The sequence below is a fragment of the Prevotella sp. oral taxon 317 str. F0108 genome, from assembly GCF_000162415.1.
Taxonomy (GTDB): Bacteria; Bacteroidota; Bacteroidia; order Bacteroidales; family Bacteroidaceae; genus Prevotella; species Prevotella conceptionensis.
Genome location: NZ_GG740072.1, coordinates 627756 through 649479 on the forward strand (window position 1 = coordinate 627756; position 21724 = coordinate 649479).

Below are 21724 nucleotides of genomic sequence, written 5' to 3' on the forward strand. Positions count from 1 at the left end.
GAGTCGGCCGAACCTTGTTCGGCCGCCAGTGATTAAAATGTAAATGCAGCCCATTATACCCTATCCGAAAAGGCGCATTTGTCCCACTGATATGGATGCAATGGGGGTGTAATGGCTGGAAAAGTTAAGCGCGTGTAGGCGGCGAGTGGCTATTTACCGCTTCAACATGGCGGTAAACAACTTGTTGGGTGAAAATGTAAGGTGTGAGGATGGTGGCAAACACTGCTGGCTGATAGACCTGTAGTATGGGCGCGCCAGCGTTGTGCATGACAAAGTCGCAGATGAAACACGATGATTTTAGGGCTTTTGTCGTGCCGTCGCATGCGAGATGCACCTTCGAAGAATGGTCTTCGTGTGCATGAAAGTCTTTGATAACAAACACCGACATGAATGTTACGATGAACATCCATGCAAGAAAACGTCTGATGTGTTTGTTTTTGTTCATGTGCTAAACCATTGATTGTGCCTACCGGCAACCAAGTATGTGCACCCCTGTTTACGGCGCACAACTATTCACCTTGCAAAAATACGACAAAAGAACGAACCTTGTTTCTAAACACCCTGATTGTTAGTTTTATTTAACGCTTAACCACAATCTTCATGAGGTTTATGCTAGTTGTTGCAGCCCACCATAACCGCCGTTCTGTAAGTGATGGGGTGCCTAGGCCAACATGGTTTTGAGATTAGTGCTTTCCTTTTCACAGGTCTTTTGGTAGGAGTCATTCCTGCAATTGCCTAGACCACTCCCTTTGCCGCTTACTGTGTAACAACTGCTACGGTGTTAGTTGGTGGGAACGATGTCCATTCCAACTTTGTCTTGTTTAAAAGGCAACTCGGTCCCCGAATATTTGTAAACTATTCGGTATTAAATTTAACATTATGAGTGCCCTTTCTGTTCACCAATCGCTCACCTTGCCGCAAAAAATCGATTCTCGCGAAGGTTGGTTTTGGTGCAAAAGGGGGTAGTTGTAAATGCTGGCAAGATGAATATTTATTATAAAGAACCGCCATTTGCAGCCATTTTGGGGCTATTTGGTGCTAAATGTAGTGCAATATGGTGCAAAACGCAGTGCGTTTTGGTGCAAAATACACTGCGTTTTGGTGCAAAATGCAAGGTAAAGGGGGGCTAAACGCAGTACAAAATGTAGGGCAAAAAGCATAAATATACGTCGCAATGGTATAAACAAACCGTTTTTGAGGCATTAAAATATGACCCGAAAGTGCGAAATAGTCGTCCAAAAGTGTGATTTTAGGGGCTAAAAGTGGGTAATTGAGCTTGAAAAATTACGCGCCGGCAACCAAACTAGAAAGGCTAAATGGTGCAAAATGCAGGTTTTATTCTTAAAAATAGACAAATTAAATAGCGTGAAAGGTTAGAAAAAGGGGCGATTTACCTACTTTATGGCTCTGATTTTCGCTAGAACAGAGCGAGAAAAAGAGCGGTTTTGCAAAATAAAAGATAATATTTTAAGATTTTGAGTTGATGCGTTTGCGAGTTTGTGAGTTGATGGGTTGATGAATTGATGAGTTGATGAGTTTGTGATTTAATGGAGTTGGTTAGTTTGTGGGTTAATGAGTTTGTGAGTTGACTAGTTGTAATTTAATGGAGTTGGTTAGTTTGTGGGTTAATGAGTTTGTGAGTTGACTAGTTGTGAGTTAATGGAGTTGGTTAGTTTGTGGGTTGATGGTGTTTGTGAGTTTGGGGAGGTTAGGAGTTTTATCTAAGCAGTTAATAGCGGATATGCGGTTTGCCGTTTCTACTCCTAGTTGTAGGAGTGGAGTGGGGTGAGAGCTTGTTCGCAGCAAGAAAGAGGGGATGTATTACCTATGCAATACTCCCCCCTGTTCTCTTATCTCCTGCAAACAAGGATACGTTCCTCGCCGAATGATATTATTTACAGATGCCTGTTGTTAGGTCGCATGCCATGCCTTTGGCAGGCTTTCTTACGAAATAGCTGTTGTCGGCAGGTTGTTTTATCAGGTCACCCGTGGCCAAAAGTGGAGCAATAGCATCCTCCATAGTTTGCAAGTCAGCAAAGTCGAAAGCCTCTTTCACCTCTTCGGCAGCTAGTCGGGGATGCGTTTCCATTAGCTCGAACAAAGTCTCTGGCGAGAAACTAACGTCTTGTGACAATAGCTTTCCACCGCTAACAGCCTTTATCATGGCAGCCATCGTGTTGTAATCACGGAAACTTTTAAGAGCCATCTTTTTGCCTTCGTACTCGAAAACAAAGGTGGGAAACACCTCAACTTTGAGGTTTATGGCCTCTTCTACGTCTTGCCAAAAAGCTTTTTCGGCCGAACCATCGTTCAATGGGTCGAGAAAAGCGGCGATGTCGATGCCACTTTCGTCGGCAATGGCAATAAGTTCGGCTTCGGATATAGCTTGTCTGGCCTCGGCCATAACTGCCGCACGCAAGTTATACAGAAAGAGATCGGCCTTTTCTGTGTCGGCCATTTGCGCCGCTTTAAAGGCGATGCAAAGGGGGAAAGATGAGTTTTCTGTTTCAGAAAAGAGGTTGAATCCTTCCGCTTTGATGGGCATGTGGTGTTTATCGGCCGTTTCCAAACAGTGGGCTATGAAGTCTTTGTTCTCCTTATTATAATAGGAGCGGACGTCCATGTCGGCTGGTTTGTTCTTATTCATATCCTCAACAAGGCCGCCCATAACGTTTCGCCAATTTATAAGGTTTGGGAAATGGGTCTCTAACTTTCTGAAAAAGGGTTCTTCGCCCCAGCACCAAGGGCAAACTGGGTCGGTAACGTTGGTTATGATTACTTTGCTCATTGTGTTGTCTTTATGATTTGGTTTATGTTGTTAAGCACAAAGTTACTCATAAAACAACTTTTATCCATCATTTTAAACTCTTTTATGAATACAAATCATTGTTTTATGCGTTTTTTGTTCTAAGTTTGCATCCGATTTAATTAAAACATAAAAAGAGAAACATGAAAAAGTTATTTATGATGGTAGCTGCTTGCGCAGTTATCGCTTCTTGTAACCAAACGGGCAAGAACGCTAAGGCAGAAAATCCTAAGGACTCGGTTATGGCTGTTGACACAACAAATGCTGCAACAGGCATGACTTATAGCGGAACTATCCCCGCAGCAGACGGTCCTGGTATCAAGTATACTGTAACTTTGTCTGGCGACTCTGCAAAGACCTTCACGATGGAAGAGGTTTACTTGCAGGCTAAGGACGGCAAAGACGACGTGAAGACCTACACCGGCAACGTTGAAATGATTAAGAAAGACGTTAAGGGCAAGGCTGTAACGGCTTACAAGTTACCTATGGACAAGGATAACGCTCTTTATCTGCTCGTTAAAGACGACGCTACTTTGAGCGTTGTTAACGACCAATTGGAAGAGGCTGCCAGTGGCAACGACTACACCTTGAAGCTGGTTAAGTAATTACAGCATTAAGAAGTAAAACAATTTTATCATCCCGTACGGTTGGGGCGTATGCCTCTCCGTGCGGGATGAATTCGTTTAGCCATATTGCTTATGTTATTTTTTATCTCGCTGACTGCAAACTTCAAATCGGCTCGATTGCTCTATCCGCAATGCTCTTGAATAGGCATTGCGGATTTTGTTTTCGAAAGGTAAGCCCCTTTCAGACCATCATCCACCCTAAAAGTTCTTCCGTGTAAGTGGTCTTCGGCTGGAACACGGATTGAATTCAGCAGTTCTTGACGAAGAAAGTTTTAACCCCAATCGGTAGTCACACCGCTTATCAATTATTTTAGGTTGTTTCCATCGTTTCGGGTTCATCATTCGTTTGCTTGCCGGCATGTTGTCTGTCTTATTCGCTCTACGTAGACCACCATGCCTTCAAGGATAAGACAGACAACATGCCGGCAAGCAAACAAAACCTGAACATGCCCTAAAGACTGATTGGGGCTTAACGGAGAGGGTGCGTTTGAAAGAGATTAATAAATGTCTTGATAACCGTGTTAGGGATAAAAAACGGGTTACAATTGGGAGAGTTGTCCAATTGTAACCCGTTTGTCGTAATGCTAAAATGCAACATTCATTCAAATGTCTACAAATAGATATCTAAGAAAACATCATTTCTGCGCAACTGAACGTAGGGAATGTCTGTCGCTATGCTTTCAGGTCGTTTTGATACCAAGCGAAGAGTTTTGCAACACCATCGGCAATCTCCACCTTGTGTTTCCAGCCAAGATTGTTCAGCTTTGTAACATCGGTGAGTTTGCGTGGAGTGCCGTCTGGTTTGGTGGAATCGAACTGAATGTCGCCCTTAAAGTCGACAGCCTGCGCTATAAGTTGCGCCAATTGTTTGATTGTAATCTCCTTTCCCGTACCAACATTGATGTGGCAGTTCCTTATTTCGCCCAATGCGGGAATGGCACCACCACGTCCTGCGTTCGAGTTTCGGTCGTTTTGGCCGTTGGTTTCAGCCCCATAGAACACCGAAGAGTATTTCTCAATGCCGATGATGTCGCTGAAATCCACGTTAAGCAGTACGTGTACGCTGGCATCGGCCATGTCTTCGCTCCACAAAAATTCGCGAAGTGGTTTGCCCGTACCCCACAGTTGCACCGCATTGTCGGCAATACCATATTTAGAGAGCACTTCTAAAATGCGTTGCTCTTGGGCAGTGCCGTCAACACCTTCCACTGGGCGTTTGTTTAAGTCGGCGCGAATAGCCTGCCAATTGTCTTCGTTGATAAGCTTGGCCAGGTAAATCTTTCGCATCATGGCAGGCATAACGTGGCTGTTTTCCAAGTGGAAATTGTCGTTTGGCCCATATAGGTTGGTGGGCATCACGGCAATATAGTTCGTACCATACTGCAAATTGTAGCTCTCGCACATTTTTAGGCCCGATATTTTGGCTAGTGCATACTCTTCGTTGGTGTATTCCAAGGGCGAAGTAAGCAGCTCATCCTCCTTTATTGGCTGGGTTGCGTTCTTAGGATATATACATGTTGAACCCAAAAAGAGTAGCTTTTTAACGTTGTGGCGAAATGATTCGCTAATTACGTTGCATTGCATCTGCATGTTCAGCATGATGAAGTCGGCCCGATATAGCGAGTTGGCCATGATGCCTCCCACATGTGCAGCGGCCAAAACCACGGCCTCGGGCTGTTCTTCGTCGAAGAAGGCGCGCACTTGCGCTTGGTTGGTAAGGTCTAGTTCGCTGTGTGTGCGCCCCACAAGGTTGTGGTACCCCCTTGTTTGGAGGTTCTTCCAAATGGCCGACCCAACAAGTCCTCGGTGTCCGGCCACATATATTTTCGTATCTTTATGTAGCATTTCGCAGGTTTAATGGGGTTGTGAGGCCTATTCGGGCATCTGCGCCTTGATATATAGTTTTTTAACGAACAGCATGTCGTGTTCCACCATCTTTTCAATCAATTGCTTGAAAGACGTTTTGGTAGGACTCCATCCCAACTTCGTTTTTGCTCTTGTGGGATCGCCAAGAAGTTGGTCTACCTCACATGGGCGGAAATATTTGGGGTCTACCTCTATGAGTACACGGTTGGTTTGAACGTCGATACCCTTCTCGTTCACGCCCTGACCTTCCCAGCGGATGTCTATTCCCACCTCTTTAAAGGCCAACTCGCAAAATTCGCGTACGGTGTGCATTTCGCCCGTGGCTATAACGAAGTCTTCGGGTTGCTCTTGTTGCAGCATCATCCACATACATTCCACGTAGTCTTTGGCATATCCCCAATCGCGCTTGGCATCGAGGTTACCCAAATAAAGCTTATCTTGAAATCCCTGTTTGATGCGGCATGCGGCGAGCGTTATCTTGCGCGTAACGAAGGTTTCGCCCCTTCGTTCGCTCTCGTGGTTGAACAAGATGCCGTTGCAGCAATACATGCCGTAGCTTTCGCGATAGTTTTTCACAATCCAATAGCCGTATAGTTTGGCCACCGAATAGGGCGAACGTGGGTAGAAGGGTGTGGTTTCTTTCTGCGGAACCTCTTGCACCTTGCCATAAAGTTCGGAAGTGGAGGCCTGGTAGATGCGGCATTGCTTTTCTAGTCCACAGATACGCACGGCCTCAAGCAGTCGCAACACGCCCGTCGCGTCAACATCGGCGGTGTATTCGGGTACTTCGAACGACACTTTCACGTGGCTTTGTGCAGCCAAGTTGTATATTTCGGTGGGGCGAACTTCGCCAATGATGCGGATAAGCGACGACGAATCGGTCATGTCGGCCCAGTGCAGGTTGACGGGGCGCTGCTTTTTCATGTCCCTAACCCATTCGTCTAGGTAGAGATGTTCTATCCTCCCCGTGTTGAACGACGACGAACGCCTGAGCAATCCATGTACGTCGTAGCCTTTCTCAGTTAAGAGCTCAGCCAGGTAACTGCCGTCTTGACCGGTGATGCCTGTGATGAGCGCAACTTTTCTTTCCATGTTAATTATGTTTGTTATTCACTGAATTGTTTTATACGTTGTTCTTCACTTCGCTTGCAAATAAGCAAAATGCCATCTTGTTCGGCCACGATGCAATCGTCAAGCCCTTGTATCACCACACGTTGTTCTTGGGTGGTGTGCACGATGCAATTGTGCGAATCGAAGAGCTTAATGTTGTTTCCGATGCAGGCATTGCCGTAAAGGTCGCGCTTAGACTGTTCCCAAAGACTGCCCCAAGTGCCTAAATCGCTCCATCCGAACTCGGCAGGGCAAACGAAAATCTCTTCTGCTTTCTCCATGATGGCATAGTCTACCGAGATGTTTTCGCACTGAGGGTACGTCTCGTCAATCTTCGCTTGCTCTTCAGGGGTTCCATAATAGGGCATCAATCCTTCGAAAAGCTTGCTCATTGCAGGCTGGTAAACCCTGAAAGCGTTAACAATGGTGTGAACACTCCAAATGAAAATGCCTGCATTCCAGAAGTAGTTGTTTTTGCTGATATATTCTGTTGCCGTGGGCAAGTCGGGCTTTTCACGGAAAGAATCGACTCTGAACACCTCGGTATTGCGTGCCGAATTGACGCTGAGGTCGGCCTGAATGTATCCGTATCCCGTTTCGGGGCGTGTGGGTTTCATACCTAATGTGAGTATGGCATCTGTTTCGCTTGTGAATTTAAGGCATGAATTAACCACGCGTCTAAACTCCTGTACGTCGGTTACCACATGGTCGCTAGGGGTGACGATGACGTTAGCTCCGGGGCATTCTTTTTTTATTCGCCAGCTGACGTATGCGATGCAGGGGGCAGTGTTGCGCCTGCATGGTTCGAGTAAGATGTGGCTTGGGTCGATTTCTGGCAGCTGCTCGGCCACCACGCTTTGGTATTTCTTGTTGGTTACAATCCATACGTTCGACGGAGGGCATACTGTTGCGAACCTATCGAGCGTGAGTTGCAACAACGAACGCCCAGTGCCAAGCACGTCGATAAATTGCTTGGGTTTCTCTTCGGTGCTCATTGGCCAAAACCTACTGCCAACTCCACCTGCCATGATGACGAGATGATTAAAATTGTTCGTGCTCATAAAATCGTTATATTTATATCCTTGCAGGGTTTGGCGGCAGGCAAAACAGGCTATTCTTTGTTTTGTTTTGCGGCATACGCTTGTAGATGAGCGGTTATTGTGCCTGCACGCTCCCTTGAATTGTGCTGATTGTTAATTGTTTGAAACAAGGCATAACGCTTCTTGCCTGTTGTTCATCGTTTTATCGGTGAAGACCATATAATGACAAATCGTTTTTATCGTTCATTAAGTGCTGTGTGCTTATTTTCCAAGCTTTCACCGCAGGCAAAGTTAGCGTTTTTTTTTAAGCCAACAAAAACATTTTGGCATTTCTTTTTGCAAGATGTACGGCTTGGCACACTTCTTGGTAGTAATACATTGGCAAAAACTTGCATATCTAGTTTTTTTTCATTAACTTTGCAAGGTTTTACGGCATGTTTTAAAAACAAGTTAACGGACATTTAAAATTGATGTGAGGTTAAAAAATGAGGCAATTAAAAATTCAAAAAAGCATTACCAATCGTTCTAGTGAGGCACTTGACAAATACCTTGTTGAAATAGGAAGGGCTCCATTGATTTCAATTGACGAGGAGATAGAGCTTGCCCAAAAGATAAGGAAGGGTGGCCCCGAGGGCGAGAAGGCAAAAGACAAGCTGGTTACGGCCAATCTACGCTTTGTTGTGTCTGTTGCGAAACAGTATCAGCATCAGGGGTTGACGCTCACCGACTTGATAGACGAGGGTAACATTGGCTTAATTAAGGCTGCACAGAAGTTCGACGAGACACGTGGTTTCAAGTTCATCTCGTACGCCGTTTGGTGGATACGTCAAAGCATCCTTCAAGCCATTGCTGAACAAAGTCGTATTGTGAGGCTACCCCTCAACCAAGTTGGCTCGCTCAACAAAATCAATCACGAGATAAATAAGTTTGAACAAGAAAACCAACGTCATCCTTCCGTTTCGGAATTGTCGGATGCAACAAACATCGACGAGGAGAAAATCGGACAGAGCCTGATGGCAGACGGACACCACGTGAGTATTGATGCGCCTTTCCAAGATGGCGAAGACAATTGCATGCTCGACGTGATGGCTTCTGGCGACGATAGCCGAACAGACAAGCAAGCCGACCACGAGTCGATGGCACTTGAACTGAATAGCGTTTTGGCAAAGGTGCTTAAAGATAGGGAAATAACCATTATCCGAGAGTGTTTCGGTATAGGCTGCCACGAAAAAGGACTTGAGGAGATTGGCGACCAACTAGGTCTGACACGCGAACGCGTAAGACAAATACGTGAAAAGAGCATTGCCAAACTGCGCGACAGCGGCAACGCAAAGATTTTAATGAAATATCTGGGCTAACACATTGCCCTTAACAATGATTACGAACATCCCGCCATTTGCTTGGTGGGATGTTTTTTTATAAGCAGTGGCCAATTTGCCCATATTGCACTTCATTTAGCAACAAATGGCTCTCCAAATGGGGTAGATGGCGTTTTTTTTTAATAAAAATTCATTTTGGCTGCATTTACAACTAACCGCTTTTTGCATCAAAAACAACCCTCGCGAGAATCGATTTTTTGCGGCAAGTGGACGATTGGCGGACGAGAAAGGCACTCATAATGTTAAAATTCTTGCCGAAAACTATACAAAAGAACAACTGTATCGCAAACACGCACGTGGGTAAACGGTACGAAAAGCACGTGCGCTTACTGCCATCTGCGCGAGCGGTTGCAAGGCATGCAGCCCACGACCCACGGCGACAGAATTGTAGAAACGCAGAAGTAACCCGCCGTTGGCAGACTGTTTCGGCTTATGGAAAAGAGATTGAATAACTTCAGCCTGGGTACTTTTTTGATACATAACCGCCTTTTGCCACGGACAAAAGGGGCTAACTCTCTGGTTTTATCGCATCTTTGTTCTGTGCTGCATACATGGAGAGGAGTGTTTATCTTGGTTTTGACACACAAAGATAAAACACTCCTCTCAATTTAAAGAAAAGTATTAAAAGGCAAAACGACTTCTCTATTGGAGTATGTAAAAGGTTAGTCTAATGCCTTCATTTCTATTCCCATTCGATAGTCGAAGGCGGTTTCGACGATATGTCGTAACATACGCGGTTTACGCCTTTCACCTTATTTATAATCTCGTTAGACACCTTAGCCATGAAGTCGTAGGGCAGGTGAGCCCAGTCGGCGGTCATGGCGTCGGTACTTGTCACGGCACGTAAGGCCACAGGGTGTTCGTAAGTGCGTTCGTCGCCCATTACGCCTACACTGCGAACCGAAGAAAGCAGAACAGTTCCGGCCTGCCAAATCTTGTCGTATAGTTCCTCTCCATCTTCGCAAATATAGTTGTGCATGTTCTCAATGTAGATGTCGTCGGCCTCTTGTAGTATGCGTACCTTTTCGCGTGTGATGTCGCCAAGAATGCGGACGGCAAGCCCTGGACCGGGGAAAGGATGGCGTTTGATAAGTCGTTGGGGCATTCCCATTTCCAAACCAACGCGCCTAACCTCGTCTTTGAACAGCCATTGCAGGGGTTCGCATAGTTGCAAGTGCATCTCCTTGGGCAGTCCGCCCACGTTGTGGTGGCTCTTGATAACCATGCCCGTGATGCTAAGGCTTTCAATTCGGTCGGGATAGATGGTGCCTTGGGCCAACCATTTGGCGTCGGTAATCTTCTTAGCCTCGGCATTGAACACCTCAACAAAATCGCGACCGATAATCTTTCGCTTTTCTTCGGGGTCGCTAACGCCCTTTAAGTCGGCAAAGAACTTATCGCTGGCGTCAACGCCAACAACGTTCAAGCCTAGTCCCTTGTAGGTTTCCATTACTTTTTGGAACTCGTTTTTGCGCAACATGCCGTGGTCTACGAAGATGCAGGTAAGCTTATCGCCGATGGCCCGGTTGAGCAATGCGGCGCAAACGCTGGAATCAACGCCTCCGCTAAGTCCCAAAATAACTCGGTCGTCGCCCAATTGCGCTTTCAATTCGTTAACTGTACTCTCCACAAACGATGCCGCACTCCATTGTTGTTTACTTCCGCAGATGTTCACAACAAAGTTTTTAAGGAGCGTTGTTCCTTGGGTGGTGTGGAACACTTCGGGATGGAACTGAACCGCCCAAACGGGATTTTGCTCACTGGCGTATGCCGCAAACTTAACATCGTTGGTAGAGGCGATGACACGATAGCCTTCTGGAATGGCCGTAATGGTGTCGCCATGGCTCATCCATACCTGCGAGTTAGGCTCGAAACCTTTGAACAAAGGGTTGTCTAGGCATATCTCTTGCAGGTGGGCACGGCCGTATTCGCGTGTTCCCGTCTGCTCTACCTTTCCACCATTGGCATGCGATATGAACTGCGCGCCATAGCAAATGCCCAACACGGGGTATTTTCCGATAAAGTCGTTTAAGTCTACTTTAAACGCCTCCTTGTCGTGAACGGAGTAGGGCGAGCCACTAAGTATAACGCCAATGACGGAGGGGTCGTCTTTGGGAAACTTGTTATAGGGCAAAATCTCACAGAAAGTGTCGAGTTCGCGCACACGGCGACCAATGAGTTGTGTGGTCTGCGACCCGAAATCCAAGATGATAATCTTTTGTTGCATATTGTCGTTGAGTATGAAATCGGTTCCTCGTTCGTTTCCAATCGCTTATGTACACGGTGAAGAGCCTTATTGTTTATTGTGCATACAAATGCTGTAAGATGTCTGCATCGCTGACGGCAAGACCGCCTGCCTTAGGTCTTGGCAGACGTTCTAGCGTGTTAAGCTTGCCCACATCGAGCAGTTGCAGCCCCTGCTGTTCGTATCCGCGGATGTCGTTTTGGGCGCATTGGTCGAGATAAAAGTCGATAATGCCGAACCTTGCAGGGTATTTTTCCATCTTTTCGAAAAGCTTTGGCGAAAACGAATGGATGCCGGCGAAGGCCAGTTTCTTACATGATTGTGGGTTGAGTGTGGGGTAGGGCGAGCGTACTTTTCCCGTTTCAACGTTCGTCCAGCCAACAAGTCGCATGTCGTCATTGAAAAGTAGGTAGCGTTTTGTTTCGCGTTGACTTACAAGGAGCAATGCGTCGCTCTGTGCTTGGTGGGCATAAAACGCTTGTAAGTTTACATTGCTGATGATGTCTACGTTGTGAATGAGGATGTTTGCTGTGGGCGAAAAGAGATGGGCTGCCTTTTTCAGTCCGCCTCCCGTATCGAGTAGGTGTTGCGATTCGTCGCTTACGGCAATCTCTACGCCGAAGTTATTGTTGGCTTGAAGATAGTCTATGATGGCTTGCGCAAAGTGGTGAACATTAATCACCATGCTTTTTACATCGCAAGCTTTCAGCCTTTCGATGGTGCGTTGCAGCAAAGTTTCTCCGCCAACCTCAACCAAAGCCTTGGGTATGGTGTCGGTAAGCGGTTTAAGTCTTGTTCCCAAACCTGCCGCAAAAATCATTGCTTGCATCATGCTCGTGCTGTTTGTATTTTATTGTGTTGCAAATTTAACGATATTTTTTCACTCGGCAAAGGTTTCGCCGTGCCTTTTGGCTGACTGCCAACGATGTTCTCTCGTTAGCGTTTTGCCTGCAAAACCGAACTGATGTTCTGCTCGCGATGGGTGATATGCACCTCAATGCCGAACTTCTTATGCAGATGTTCGGCCAAATGCTGTGCCGAATAAACGCTGCGATGCTGACCGCCCGTACAGCCAAAACAGAACATCAGACTGGTGAAACCGCGCTGAATGTAACGGCGCACGTGGTGATCGGCCAAGGCATAAACGCCATCAAGGAAGTTTAGTATCTCGCCATCGTCTTCCAAAAAGCGGATAACGGGCTCGTCAAGTCCCGTTAATTGCTTATAAGGTTCGTAACGTCCGGGGTTGTGCGTAGAACGACAATCGAATACGTATCCGCCGCCATTGCCCGACGTATCTTCGGGAATACCCTTGCGATAAGAGAAACTGTAAACGTTAACCACTAGCGGTCCTTTGCCGTCGTACTTGGAGAACGTGGCGGGTCCATCTTGTGGGTGCGCCTTATATACGGTGTGGGGCGTTGTCTTAAAGCCGTCGGCACGACTCAGTGCAGGCTCTTCTATATGGGCGAATTGTGGCAGCTCAGTCAGTCGCCTCAACATGTCCATCATGTAAGGGTAGGGGAAGAACTTTTTCAATTTAAGCAATTCGCGCAAGTTATCAATGGCAGGTGGAATGCTGTTGATGAAATGTTTCTTGTGTTCGAAGTAGCCCCTGAACCCATAAGCGCCCAAGACTTGCAATGTTCTGAATAGAACGAAAAGGCTGAGACGTTCAACGAAATGTCTTACCGATGGCACTTCGGTGTAGTTTTTCAGTGAGTTGTAGTATTCGTAAACTAGTTCGCGGCGCAGTTTAAAGGGATATTTGGCTGCCGCCTGCCATAGGAACGAGGCCAAATCGTAGTAAAACGGACCCTTTCGGCCACCTTGGTAGTCGATGAAATAGGGCTTTCCATTGCTGTCGAGCATCACATTGCGCGCTTGGAAGTCGCGATAAAGAAAGCTCTCGCTCTTTTCCGACGTCAAGTCCTTAGCAAAAAGGCGGAAGTTAGCCTCCAATTTTAGCTCATGAAATTCAAGTTCTGTGGCTTTAAGAAAGCAATATTTAAAGTAATTAAGGTCGAAAAGCACACTATCGACATCAAACTCTGGTTGTGGATAACACACTTGCCAATCCAATCCGCGCGCGCCTCTTATCTGTATGTTGGGTAGTTCGCGTATAACGGCAGTAAGCAATTGTTTCTCGTGCATGTTGTACCTTCCTCCCGATTCGCGCCCGCCGCGCAAAACGTCAAATAGAGAAGTGCTACCCAAGTCGGTTTGCAGGTAACGCAATTCGTCTTCGTCTACGGCTAGAATGCGAGGCACGGGCAATCGCCTTTCCGTAAAGTGGCGCGTAAGATAGATAAAGGTGTGGTTTTCGTCCCTGCTGTTTCCCACCACGCCAATAACGCTTTCTCCGTCTTCACCCGTTAGTCGGTAATACTTTCGATTGCTCCCCGCTTCGGGCAATTGAGCCATCATGGCTGGAGCCGTACCTTTCCATCGCTTATATAGTTCAGCTAGTTTTTCCATTTTGTGCGCCTTCGTTTGCTTAATCTTCTTATTCGTGTTCTTCCCTTTGTTTGCGTATTTTCCTGTCTTCGTCGTATCTAGCCAACAAGCTATCGGCTGCAAAGAGCAGCAAAAATATGCCAGCAGACATGAGGAACGACTTGGTAATGTAGACCAAGCCTGCCGATACAAGGAGTAGAACAAGGATGCGTTTCCAGTTTATTCTTATTTTCATGAACACAAAGGTAACAAAAAGTTATGGTGTAATGGCCAAAAGCCCGAAAAATATGCAATAAAAAAATCGGATGTCTCCCGACAACCGATTTCCAAAACAAACTACTTAAAAACTAATCTACTAAAACAAATCAAAAAAATATCTTTGAATGGATTGCTCCATTGTATCTTCTTTACATTTGCAAAATTAGTCAACTCTCATTAAACTACAAAAGATTTTTATTTAAAAAACTCAAATCAGTATGCAAAGAAAAGCTAAAAGGACGCCTATCCGAAGATAAACGCCCTTGTTTTTAGCCGTTTTGGCACTTTTTCGAGCCTTTTTGTAACTATCTTACATCATTCCGCCCATCCCAGGGTTTCCCATAGGCATCGCAGGAGCGTCTGATGGTTTCTCTACGATGAGGCATTCGGTGGTAAGGAACATGCCTGCGATAGAGGCTGCATTCTCTAATGCCACGCGTGCAACCTTTGCAGGGTCGATAATTCCAGCCTTACGCATGTCTTCAAAGGCATCGGTACGGGCGTTGTAGCCATAGTCGCCTTTGCCTTCGCGAACCTTTTGCACCACTACTGCACCTTCACCGCCTGCATTGATTACGATTTGACGAAGAGGCTCTTCAATAGCACGTTCAACAATGTTGATACCCGTCTGTTCGTCAGCATTGTCGCCTTTAAGTCCTTTCAAGGCATCTAGGGCGCGGATGTAGGTTGTGCTACCGCCAGCAACCACACCCTCTTCAAGTGCAGCGCGAGTTGCACACAATGCATCGTCAACGCGGTCTTTCTTTTCCTTCATTTCCACCTCGCTGTTGGCACCTACATAGAGCACGGCAACGCCGCCCGAAAGTTTGGCCAAACGCTCTTGTAGTTTCTCTTTGTCGTAAGAACTGGTGGTATTGGCTATCTCGTTCTTAATCTGAGCCACACGGTCGGCGATGTTTTGCTTTTCGCCAGCACCGTTAACAATCGTCGTATTGTCTTTCGAAACAACCACCTTGTCGCAGGTTCCCATCATTTCGAGGGTAGCTTGCTCCAACTTCAAGCCCTTTTCTTCGCTGATAACCAATCCGCCCGTCAGCACGGCGATGTCTTCGAGCATCGCTTTACGACGGTCGCCAAAGCCAGGAGCCTTAACAGCACAGATCTTCAAGCCGCCACGCAGACGGTTAACCACAAGCGTTGTAAGTGCTTCCGAGTCTACATCTTCTGCGATAACGAGCAACGGACGGCCGCTTTCGGCAGCAGGTTGCAAGATGGGGAGGAAGTCTTTCAGGTTGCTAATCTTCTTGTCGTAGATAAGAATGTAGGGGTTTTCCATTACAGCCTCCATCTTATCGGTGTCGGTAACAAAGTAGCCGGAGAGGTAACCCCTATCAAATTGCATACCCTCTACGATGCCAATGCTTGTTTCGCGGCTCTTGCTTTCTTCGATGGTGATAACGCCATCCTTGCTAACCTTGCGCATGGCATCAGCAAGAAGTTTTCCTATTTCGGGGTCGTTGTTGGCACTTACCGCGGCCACTTGCTCAATTTTGTCGTAGTTATCGTCTACTTGTTCGGCCGATTCGCGGATATAATCCACCACAACCTTCACGGCCTTGTCGATACCGCGTTTCAAATCCATTGGGTTTGCGCCAGCCGTTACGTTCTTCAAGCCCTCGTTAACAATGGCTTGCGTAAGAATAGTAGCAGTGGTTGTGCCGTCGCCAGCATCGTCGCCCGTTTTCGATGCCACGCTCTTTACGAGTTGTGCACCCGTGTTTTCGAAATGGTCTTCCAGCTCAACTTCTTTTGCAACGGTAACTCCGTCTTTGGTAATTTGCGGTGCACCGAATTTCTTTTCAATCACCACGTTACGACCTTTTGGGCCAAGCGTAACTTTAACGGCATTTGCCAGTTTGTCTACACCGTTTTTAAGCAAGTCTCGTGCTTCTATATCGAATTTAATTTCTTTTGCCATTTTATGTTTGTTCTTATGTTGTTATATATAATATAAGGAGTAGAACCCAACCTACTGTTTCTGTGTTGGGATAGAATGGTGCACATTTCGCACCATAGTCCCAAATATCACATGGGGTTAAACAACGGGTTACTTACTTCACAATGGCCAGCACATCGCTTTGGCGCATCATCAAGTATTTCTTTCCTTCGTATTCAAGTTCGGTGCCGGCATACTTGCCATACAGCACGTTGTCGCCCTCTTTCAAAATCATCTGCTCGTCTTTCGTGCCTTCACCCACTGCAACGATGGTTCCGTTCAGTGGCTTTTCCTTGGCCGTGTCGGGGATAATGATGCCGCCCACTTTCTCTTCGGCGGGGGCGGGTAAAACTAATACTCTGTCTGCTAATGGTTGAATGTTCATTGTATTTAAGTTTTAAATTAAATCTCTTTTCAAGGAATGCCTTATGATTAGGCGTTCGACCTATGCTATACGAAAAGCGTGCCAAAAGCGTTGGTTGACATCTTGGCATGCCTTAACTGACATTTTTTCGCATTGCAGATTGTTTTGTGTCAGTCTCATTTGTGTTTCTAGTCTGCGAACATAGTGCTAATAGAGAACCTCCTGATTGCCCTTGTGGAACAATCTCGTCATCGATGTTTGCGAAACGATGGAGAGACCCGGAGCTGGCCATGCGGATGCCGAAAAGATGATGTCTCTTGTCGGCCTTCTGTCTTCCGCGACTGCGGAACCAGATTGCCATGCAGTCGTTAACATACATTGCCACGATGTGAAATGTCCCGTTTGCGGTATGTTGAAATGAGCATATAAGTGGAAATAGGGCGGAAAATCACAAGTGGGAAACTTTAGTTACCTGGTGCTTTTTCTAGTATTTGTATGATTGGGGTGTGCTTCAGCTGTTTTGCATAATAGAGCGCAGTTCGCCCCTCTTCGTCCTTTATTCCTTTCTTTGCTCCATGTTTTAACAGCAACAGAACCATATCTTTATTTCCTTTTATGACGGCTTTGATTAGCGGACATTCGATATAGTCGCCACCTAAGTTGCCCAATCCATTTGCTTTTGCGCCATGTTTTAATAGTAGCGAGGCTATTGCTACGTTGTTCACATTGCAACTTGCCGCCAAAGGGCACAGTCCATTCTCGTTATAAGGCCTGTTTGGGTCTGCTCCCATAGTCAGTAGTTGTTTCACCAAGTCTTCATCTTCATTGTTAATAGCCATGTAAAGTGCATCATATATAAATATCTCGTCGGCAAAAGCCTCGTCTATATTCGCTTTCATGGCAATCAGTTTCTGTATGGCAGACTTATTTTTATGTAGGCAGGCATAGCCTAACAGCGAATAGGAGTGGTAAGAATCCAAGGGAATAAAGGAATCTACATTGTTTATATACTTCATATTGGCTGCCAATTCAGCCAGATTGTTGTTTTTTATAGCCTTTATAGCCGAGCGGTAATAATCTTTATGCACAGCGTTTTGGGCATGTCCCAAACCGGCCATGCAGAGCAAAAGCAGTGCAAAGAAAAGTGTCATTTTTTTCATTGGTTGTCGTATGTTATAATGTTAACGTCGCGCTACAACTTAATCATCAAACAGCCTAAGCCGATTTTTACGCGCCTCTTCTATGGGCAACAGCTTTTGTTGCTTGTCTTGATAGCCAGCCCTTAAACTTTCGTATTTGTCGTTCAGTTCATTAACATAGGCTGTTTCTTCGCTCTTGTTCAGCAGTCTGGCGGCAGCCAACGAGTTTTGACTAGCATCTTTCATCCAAACCACAGGTCCTCCATACACGGGTGCAATCTTCAAAGCAACATGCAGTTGGCTAGTGGTAGCTCCCCCAATCATGATGGGGATGTCCAAACCAGCTTTCTCCATCTCTTGTGCCACGTTAATCATTTCTTCTAGCGAAGGTGTGATAAGTCCACTCAAGCCAATAATGTCCGCCTTCTCTTCAATGGCCTTCCTAATTATTTGTTCGGCAGGAACCATCACGCCAAGGTCTATCACCTCGTAGTTGTTGCAAGCCATCACCACCGCCACGATGTTCTTGCCAATGTCGTGCACATCGCCTTTCACCGTAGCCAGGATAACTTTACCGGCTTTCGTTGCTCCCACTTTCTTTTCTTTCTCGATGTAAGGTTGCAGAATGGCCACGGCCTGTTTCATCGTTCGTGCCGTCTTTACAACTTGTGGAAGAAACATCTTGCCTGCCCCAAAAAGTTCGCCAACCTCGTTCATGCCTGCCATCAAAGGGCCTTCAATGATGTCTACGGCGTGCGGATAATGCTCCAAAGCCAAGTGCAAGTCTTCATCCAGATGGTCGCCGATGCCTTTGCGAAGGGCGTATTTCAGACGTTCGTCCAGTTCCATACTCCGCCATTGCTCCTCTTCTTGCTTTAGTACGCTGCTGTCGCCGTTTGCCAAACCAGCCTTCCGCTGTTCTTCCTCCTCCTTTTTCTTGTTGGCCAACTCAATCAATGCCTCGGCTGCATTGGGCTTTCGGTTGAGAATAACATCTTCGATAATTTCCAGTTCGTCTATGGGGATGTCGCTGTAAGTAACTTTCGACGATGGGTTTACGATGCCAAAGTCCATGCCTTCGTTGATGGCGTGGTACAAAAAAACGGCGTGCATGGCCTCGCGAATATAGTTGTTGCCCCTAAACGAGAACGAAAGGTTGCTCACACCGCCGCTGATATGCGTGCCAGGCAGGTTCTTACGTATCCACGCTATCGAACGAATGAACTCGTATGCATAGTTGTCGTGTTCTTCAATGCCCGTTGCGATGGCCAAAATATTCGGGTCGAAGATGATGTCTAGCGGGTTCATGCCCACTTCTTGCGTAAGAATGCGGTATGCGCGCTGCGCAATTTCTATTCTCCGTTCAAAGGTTGTGGCTTGTCCTTGCTCGTCGAAACACATCACCACGCATGCTGCGCCAAAGCGTTTCAAGGCTCGTGCGTGTTCAATAAACTGTTCTTCGCCCTCTTTCAGCGAAATAGAGTTGACGATACATTTGCCTTGTACGCATTTAAGGCCTGCCATGATGACATCCCATTTAGAAGAGTCGATCATGATGGGTACGCGTGCGATGTCGGGTTCTGCCGCAATCATGTTGAGAAACGTGGTCATTTCTTTTTCCGCATCAAGCAAACCGTCGTCCATGTTGATGTCTAGCACCAATGCGCCATCGGTTACCTGTTTGCGTGCAATGCTTATGGCCTCGTCGTATTGTCCTTCCTTGATAAGTCGAAGAAACCTTTTGCTACCTGCCACGTTGCATCGTTCGCCCACATTAACGAAGTTAACTTCGGGCGTAACGTTTAGCATTTCTAGCCCAGAGAGCCAAAGCGTGGTGGGTTTGTTCACCACGGCGTGTGGCGTTTTCCCTTTGGCCAAAGCCGCATAGCTGGCAATAAACTTGTCGTCGGTGCCACAACAGCCGCCAATGATGTTCACTAAGCCTTCGTTTATAAATTGGGCTATCTGCGGCGACATGCTTTCTGCGGTCTCATCGTATTGTCCCATCGTGTTGGGCAGTCCTGCATTGGGGTAGGCCGAAATGTAATAGGGAGCTTTGCTGGCCAATTCTTTGAGGAAAGGTTTCATTTGGTCGGCACCGAAAGAGCAGTTAAGCCCAACCGAGAAGATTGGATACGAACTGATGCTGGCAAGAAATCCCTCAATGGTTTGTCCGCTAAGGGTTCGTCCTGCCAAGTCGCTCACCGTCATGCTCAGCATAATGGGTAGTTCAAGGCCCTGTGCCTGCATCTCGGTCATGGTAGCGTCGATGGCGGCTTTGGCGTTAAGCGTGTCGAAAATGGTTTCTATCAAGATGGCATCTACACCGCCTTCTATCAGCGCGCCCACTTGTTCGCGATAGGCATCAAATAGTTGGTCGTAGGTAATGTCGCGTGCGGCGGCATCGCTAACATCGGGACTCATCGAGCAGGTTTTGTTCGTTGGACCAACCGAACCACACACAAAGCGCGGCCATTGGGGTGTGCTAAATTCGTCGGCGGCCTTTCGTGCCAGTCTTGCACCAGCCAAGGCCATCGGGCGCGATAGGTGTTCGAGTTGGTAATCGGCTTGCGATACGACTTGCGAAGAAAAGGTATTAGTCTCAATGAGGTCGGCACCTGCGGCCAAATACCTGCGGTGAATGTCGAGAATGAGGTCGGGACGAGTGATGTTCAGCACGTCGTTGTTGCCTTTTAGCTGACCTTTATGTTCTGCCAAATCGGCATTTCTGAAGTCTTTTTCCTCCAAGTTGTAGTCTTGAATCATGGTTCCCAGCGCACCGTCGAGTATCATGATGCGCTGTTTAATTATATCCTGAATTTTCATCTTGTCGACCTTTCCTTTCCCATTTACGCCCATCGGCGTGTTGTACTAACTTTACATTGGCTTTTTAAAACGACCTCTGGCACTATTGTAACCAGCTTTCTTAATACCGCTTTATCGCCCTGTCCATTTGTCGGCGGTCTTCTTTCTCTTTAAGTGTTTGCCGCTTGTCGAACTCTTTCTTGCCACGCACCAGTGCGATGTCTACCTTTGCCCGTCCATGTGGGTCGATAAACACGAGTGTCGGCACGATGGTAAAGCCCACCTGCTTGGTTGCCTCTTGAAGTTTGCGTATCTCGCGTTTGGTGAGCAACAGCTTGCGGTCGCGTTTGGCCTCGTGGTTGGCATACGAGCCGTAGAAATAGGGCGAAATATTCATGCCCTTTACCCACATTTCGCCATTGTTGATGTAGCAAAAGCTGTCTACCAGCGAGGCCTTGCCCATACGGATAGACTTTATTTCCGTTCCTGTAAGAACGATGCCAGCCATAAACGTTTCAACGAAGAAGTATTCGAACGAAGCCTTCTTGTTTCTTATCTGTACGGCGCTTTTCTTTCTTATCGAATCTGTTTCTTTGCCCATTGTTTGTCCTTTCTTTCTAAATGTGGCTTGTTAGCAGGTTTGCTCCATGCAACAGCCGTTCTAGTTCACAATTTCTGCAAACTCTTCTATATGCCCGTCTATATACTGTGCTATGGCAGCCGTCCACTCCTCCTCGTGTTCAACGAAAGTGTCGTCGAAGTCGTCGAAAATAGGGAGCCGCTCGAAAAGCGACATGAACTCTTCGTCAGTACAGTCTTTCTCTATCTCCTCATGATACTTCTTGTAGTTGGAGTGTGCCTTGCTGATGAGTCGCCCCAATTCTGTGATGCCCCATTGCTTGACCATCATGGCAAAGGGATTGAGGAAGATAAAGCCGCCATAGCCGTTGTGTATCAGTTGGATGAACCCTCCGTCCATCACCTCGTCGCGCAGAATGCGGTAAGCCAAGAGTGTTATTTGGCTGGCGTTGAGCTGCGACATGGTTTCGGCGGTTAGCTTTCCGCCCACAGAGGCATTGATGGCATCTACAAAGATGTCTACAAAGGCGTCCATTCCCTCTTCCGCTGCTTGTCTTAAAGCGGCATCGCTAACTGTTACTTTGTTGGGCATACTTGAATGTTATATGTTATTATGGTGTACAAAGTTACAACAAAAGCACGTAATGCCTGCAAAATAGGGGTAAGAAAGTGTGCAATGGGGTGTTCTGCTGCCTTTCTAAATGCAAAATTATGCCCTGCAACCGCTCGCGTTGGCGTTTGTAAGCGTACGTGCTGGCCGTGACATTTGCCCATGCGTGTGCATACGACACAACTGTTTCTGTCTAGTTTTTAGTAAGGATTTTAACATTCTGAGTGCCCTTTCTGCCCATCAACTGCCTACCTTGCCGCAAAAAATCGATTCTCGCGACGGTTTGTTATGGTGCAAAAGGGGGGTAGTTTGTGAATGCGGAATAATGAATATTTATTTAAGCAGACCGTCGCTAACACCCATTTTGGGGCTATTTGCTGCAAAATGCAATGCGTTTTGGTGCTAAATGCAGTGCAATATGCCGCTAAATGCAATGCGTTTTGGTGCTAAATGCAGTGCGTTTTGCTGCAAAACGCAAGGCAA

At 46.7% G+C, this 21724-nt stretch carries 18 protein-coding genes; 2 read left to right on the top strand and 16 right to left on the bottom strand.

Features of this window, described 5'->3' with window-relative positions; genetic code table 11:
* Positions 1-124: 124 nt before the first annotated feature.
* Positions 125-445 carry a hypothetical protein gene (locus HMPREF0670_RS02250; protein WP_232213842.1) on the bottom strand — a complete coding sequence of 107 codons (321 nt, stop codon included), beginning with the start codon at positions 443-445 and terminating at the stop codon, positions 125-127.
* A 1446-nt stretch (positions 446-1891) separates the two neighbouring features.
* A complete protein-coding gene (locus HMPREF0670_RS02260; RefSeq protein ID WP_009229539.1) occupies positions 1892-2788 on the bottom strand; it encodes a DsbA family protein in 897 nt (298 codons plus the stop codon).
* Between the two features lie 161 nt (positions 2789-2949).
* On the opposite strand from HMPREF0670_RS02260, the gene HMPREF0670_RS02265 reads away from it, so the two are divergent.
* Entirely contained in the window at positions 2950-3411 is a 462-nt protein-coding gene (locus HMPREF0670_RS02265; protein WP_009229540.1) for a copper resistance protein NlpE N-terminal domain-containing protein, read from the top strand.
* A 693-nt stretch (positions 3412-4104) separates the two neighbouring features.
* On the opposite strand, the gene HMPREF0670_RS02270 is transcribed toward HMPREF0670_RS02265, so the two are convergent.
* The 4 genes from HMPREF0670_RS02270 to HMPREF0670_RS16145 all read right to left on the bottom strand — a co-directional run bounded on the left by HMPREF0670_RS02270 (position 4105) and on the right by HMPREF0670_RS16145 (position 7909).
* Positions 4105-5277 carry a GDP-L-fucose synthase family protein gene (locus HMPREF0670_RS02270; RefSeq protein ID WP_009229541.1) on the bottom strand — a complete coding sequence of 391 codons (1173 nt, stop codon included), beginning with the start codon at positions 5275-5277 and terminating at the stop codon, positions 4105-4107.
* 27 nt (positions 5278-5304) lie between these two features.
* A complete protein-coding gene (gene gmd, locus HMPREF0670_RS02275) occupies positions 5305-6390 on the bottom strand; it encodes a GDP-mannose 4,6-dehydratase (RefSeq protein WP_009229542.1) in 1086 nt (361 codons plus the stop codon).
* A 14-nt stretch (positions 6391-6404) separates the two neighbouring features.
* Positions 6405-7469, bottom strand: a complete 1065-nt coding sequence (locus HMPREF0670_RS02280) for a mannose-1-phosphate guanylyltransferase (RefSeq protein WP_009229543.1) — start codon at positions 7467-7469, stop codon at positions 6405-6407.
* Between the two features lie 215 nt (positions 7470-7684).
* Entirely contained in the window at positions 7685-7909 is a 225-nt protein-coding gene (locus tag HMPREF0670_RS16145; RefSeq protein ID WP_157579527.1) for a hypothetical protein, read from the bottom strand.
* A 24-nt stretch (positions 7910-7933) separates the two neighbouring features.
* Between HMPREF0670_RS16145 and HMPREF0670_RS02285 the strand changes: the two genes are divergently transcribed.
* Positions 7934-8806 carry an RNA polymerase sigma factor RpoD/SigA gene (locus tag HMPREF0670_RS02285; RefSeq protein WP_009229544.1) on the top strand — a complete coding sequence of 291 codons (873 nt, stop codon included), beginning with the start codon at positions 7934-7936 and terminating at the stop codon, positions 8804-8806.
* Between the two features lie 703 nt (positions 8807-9509).
* Here the strand turns inward: HMPREF0670_RS02285 and guaA are convergent.
* The 10 genes from guaA to HMPREF0670_RS02340 all read right to left on the bottom strand — a co-directional run bounded on the left by guaA (position 9510) and on the right by HMPREF0670_RS02340 (position 21223).
* Positions 9510-11054, bottom strand: a complete 1545-nt coding sequence (guaA, locus tag HMPREF0670_RS02295; protein ID WP_009229546.1) for a glutamine-hydrolyzing GMP synthase — start codon at positions 11052-11054, stop codon at positions 9510-9512.
* Positions 11055-11127: 73 nt separating this feature from the next.
* On the bottom strand, positions 11128-11904 hold the full coding sequence (locus HMPREF0670_RS02300; RefSeq protein WP_044077617.1) for a sugar phosphate nucleotidyltransferase: 777 nt from the start codon (positions 11902-11904) through the stop codon (positions 11128-11130).
* 104 nt (positions 11905-12008) lie between these two features.
* Positions 12009-13550: a phosphotransferase gene (locus HMPREF0670_RS02305; protein ID WP_009229548.1), complete on the bottom strand. Its 1542-nt coding sequence runs from the start codon at positions 13548-13550 to the stop codon at positions 12009-12011.
* Between the two features lie 28 nt (positions 13551-13578).
* Positions 13579-13764 (bottom strand): hypothetical protein, encoded by a 186-nt coding sequence (locus HMPREF0670_RS02310; protein ID WP_044077618.1) that lies wholly within the window; start codon positions 13762-13764, stop codon positions 13579-13581.
* 333 nt (positions 13765-14097) lie between these two features.
* Positions 14098-15726 (bottom strand): chaperonin GroEL, encoded by a 1629-nt coding sequence (gene groL / locus HMPREF0670_RS02315; protein WP_009229549.1) that lies wholly within the window; start codon positions 15724-15726, stop codon positions 14098-14100.
* A 133-nt stretch (positions 15727-15859) separates the two neighbouring features.
* Entirely contained in the window at positions 15860-16129 is a 270-nt protein-coding gene (locus HMPREF0670_RS02320) for a co-chaperone GroES (RefSeq protein WP_009229550.1), read from the bottom strand.
* A 443-nt stretch (positions 16130-16572) separates the two neighbouring features.
* The gene (locus HMPREF0670_RS02325) at positions 16573-17268 is read right to left on the bottom strand and encodes an ankyrin repeat domain-containing protein (RefSeq protein ID WP_009229551.1); all 696 of its coding nucleotides are present in this window, start codon (positions 17266-17268) and stop codon (positions 16573-16575) included.
* A 39-nt stretch (positions 17269-17307) separates the two neighbouring features.
* Positions 17308-20073, bottom strand: coding sequence for a methionine synthase (metH, locus tag HMPREF0670_RS02330; protein WP_009229552.1), 2766 nt, complete (start codon positions 20071-20073; stop codon positions 17308-17310).
* 100 nt (positions 20074-20173) lie between these two features.
* Entirely contained in the window at positions 20174-20653 is a 480-nt protein-coding gene (gene smpB / locus HMPREF0670_RS02335) for an SsrA-binding protein SmpB (RefSeq protein ID WP_009229553.1), read from the bottom strand.
* A gap of 60 nt (positions 20654-20713) precedes the next feature.
* Entirely contained in the window at positions 20714-21223 is a 510-nt protein-coding gene (locus HMPREF0670_RS02340) for a DMP19 family protein (protein ID WP_009229554.1), read from the bottom strand.
* Positions 21224-21724: the final 501 nt, after the last annotated feature.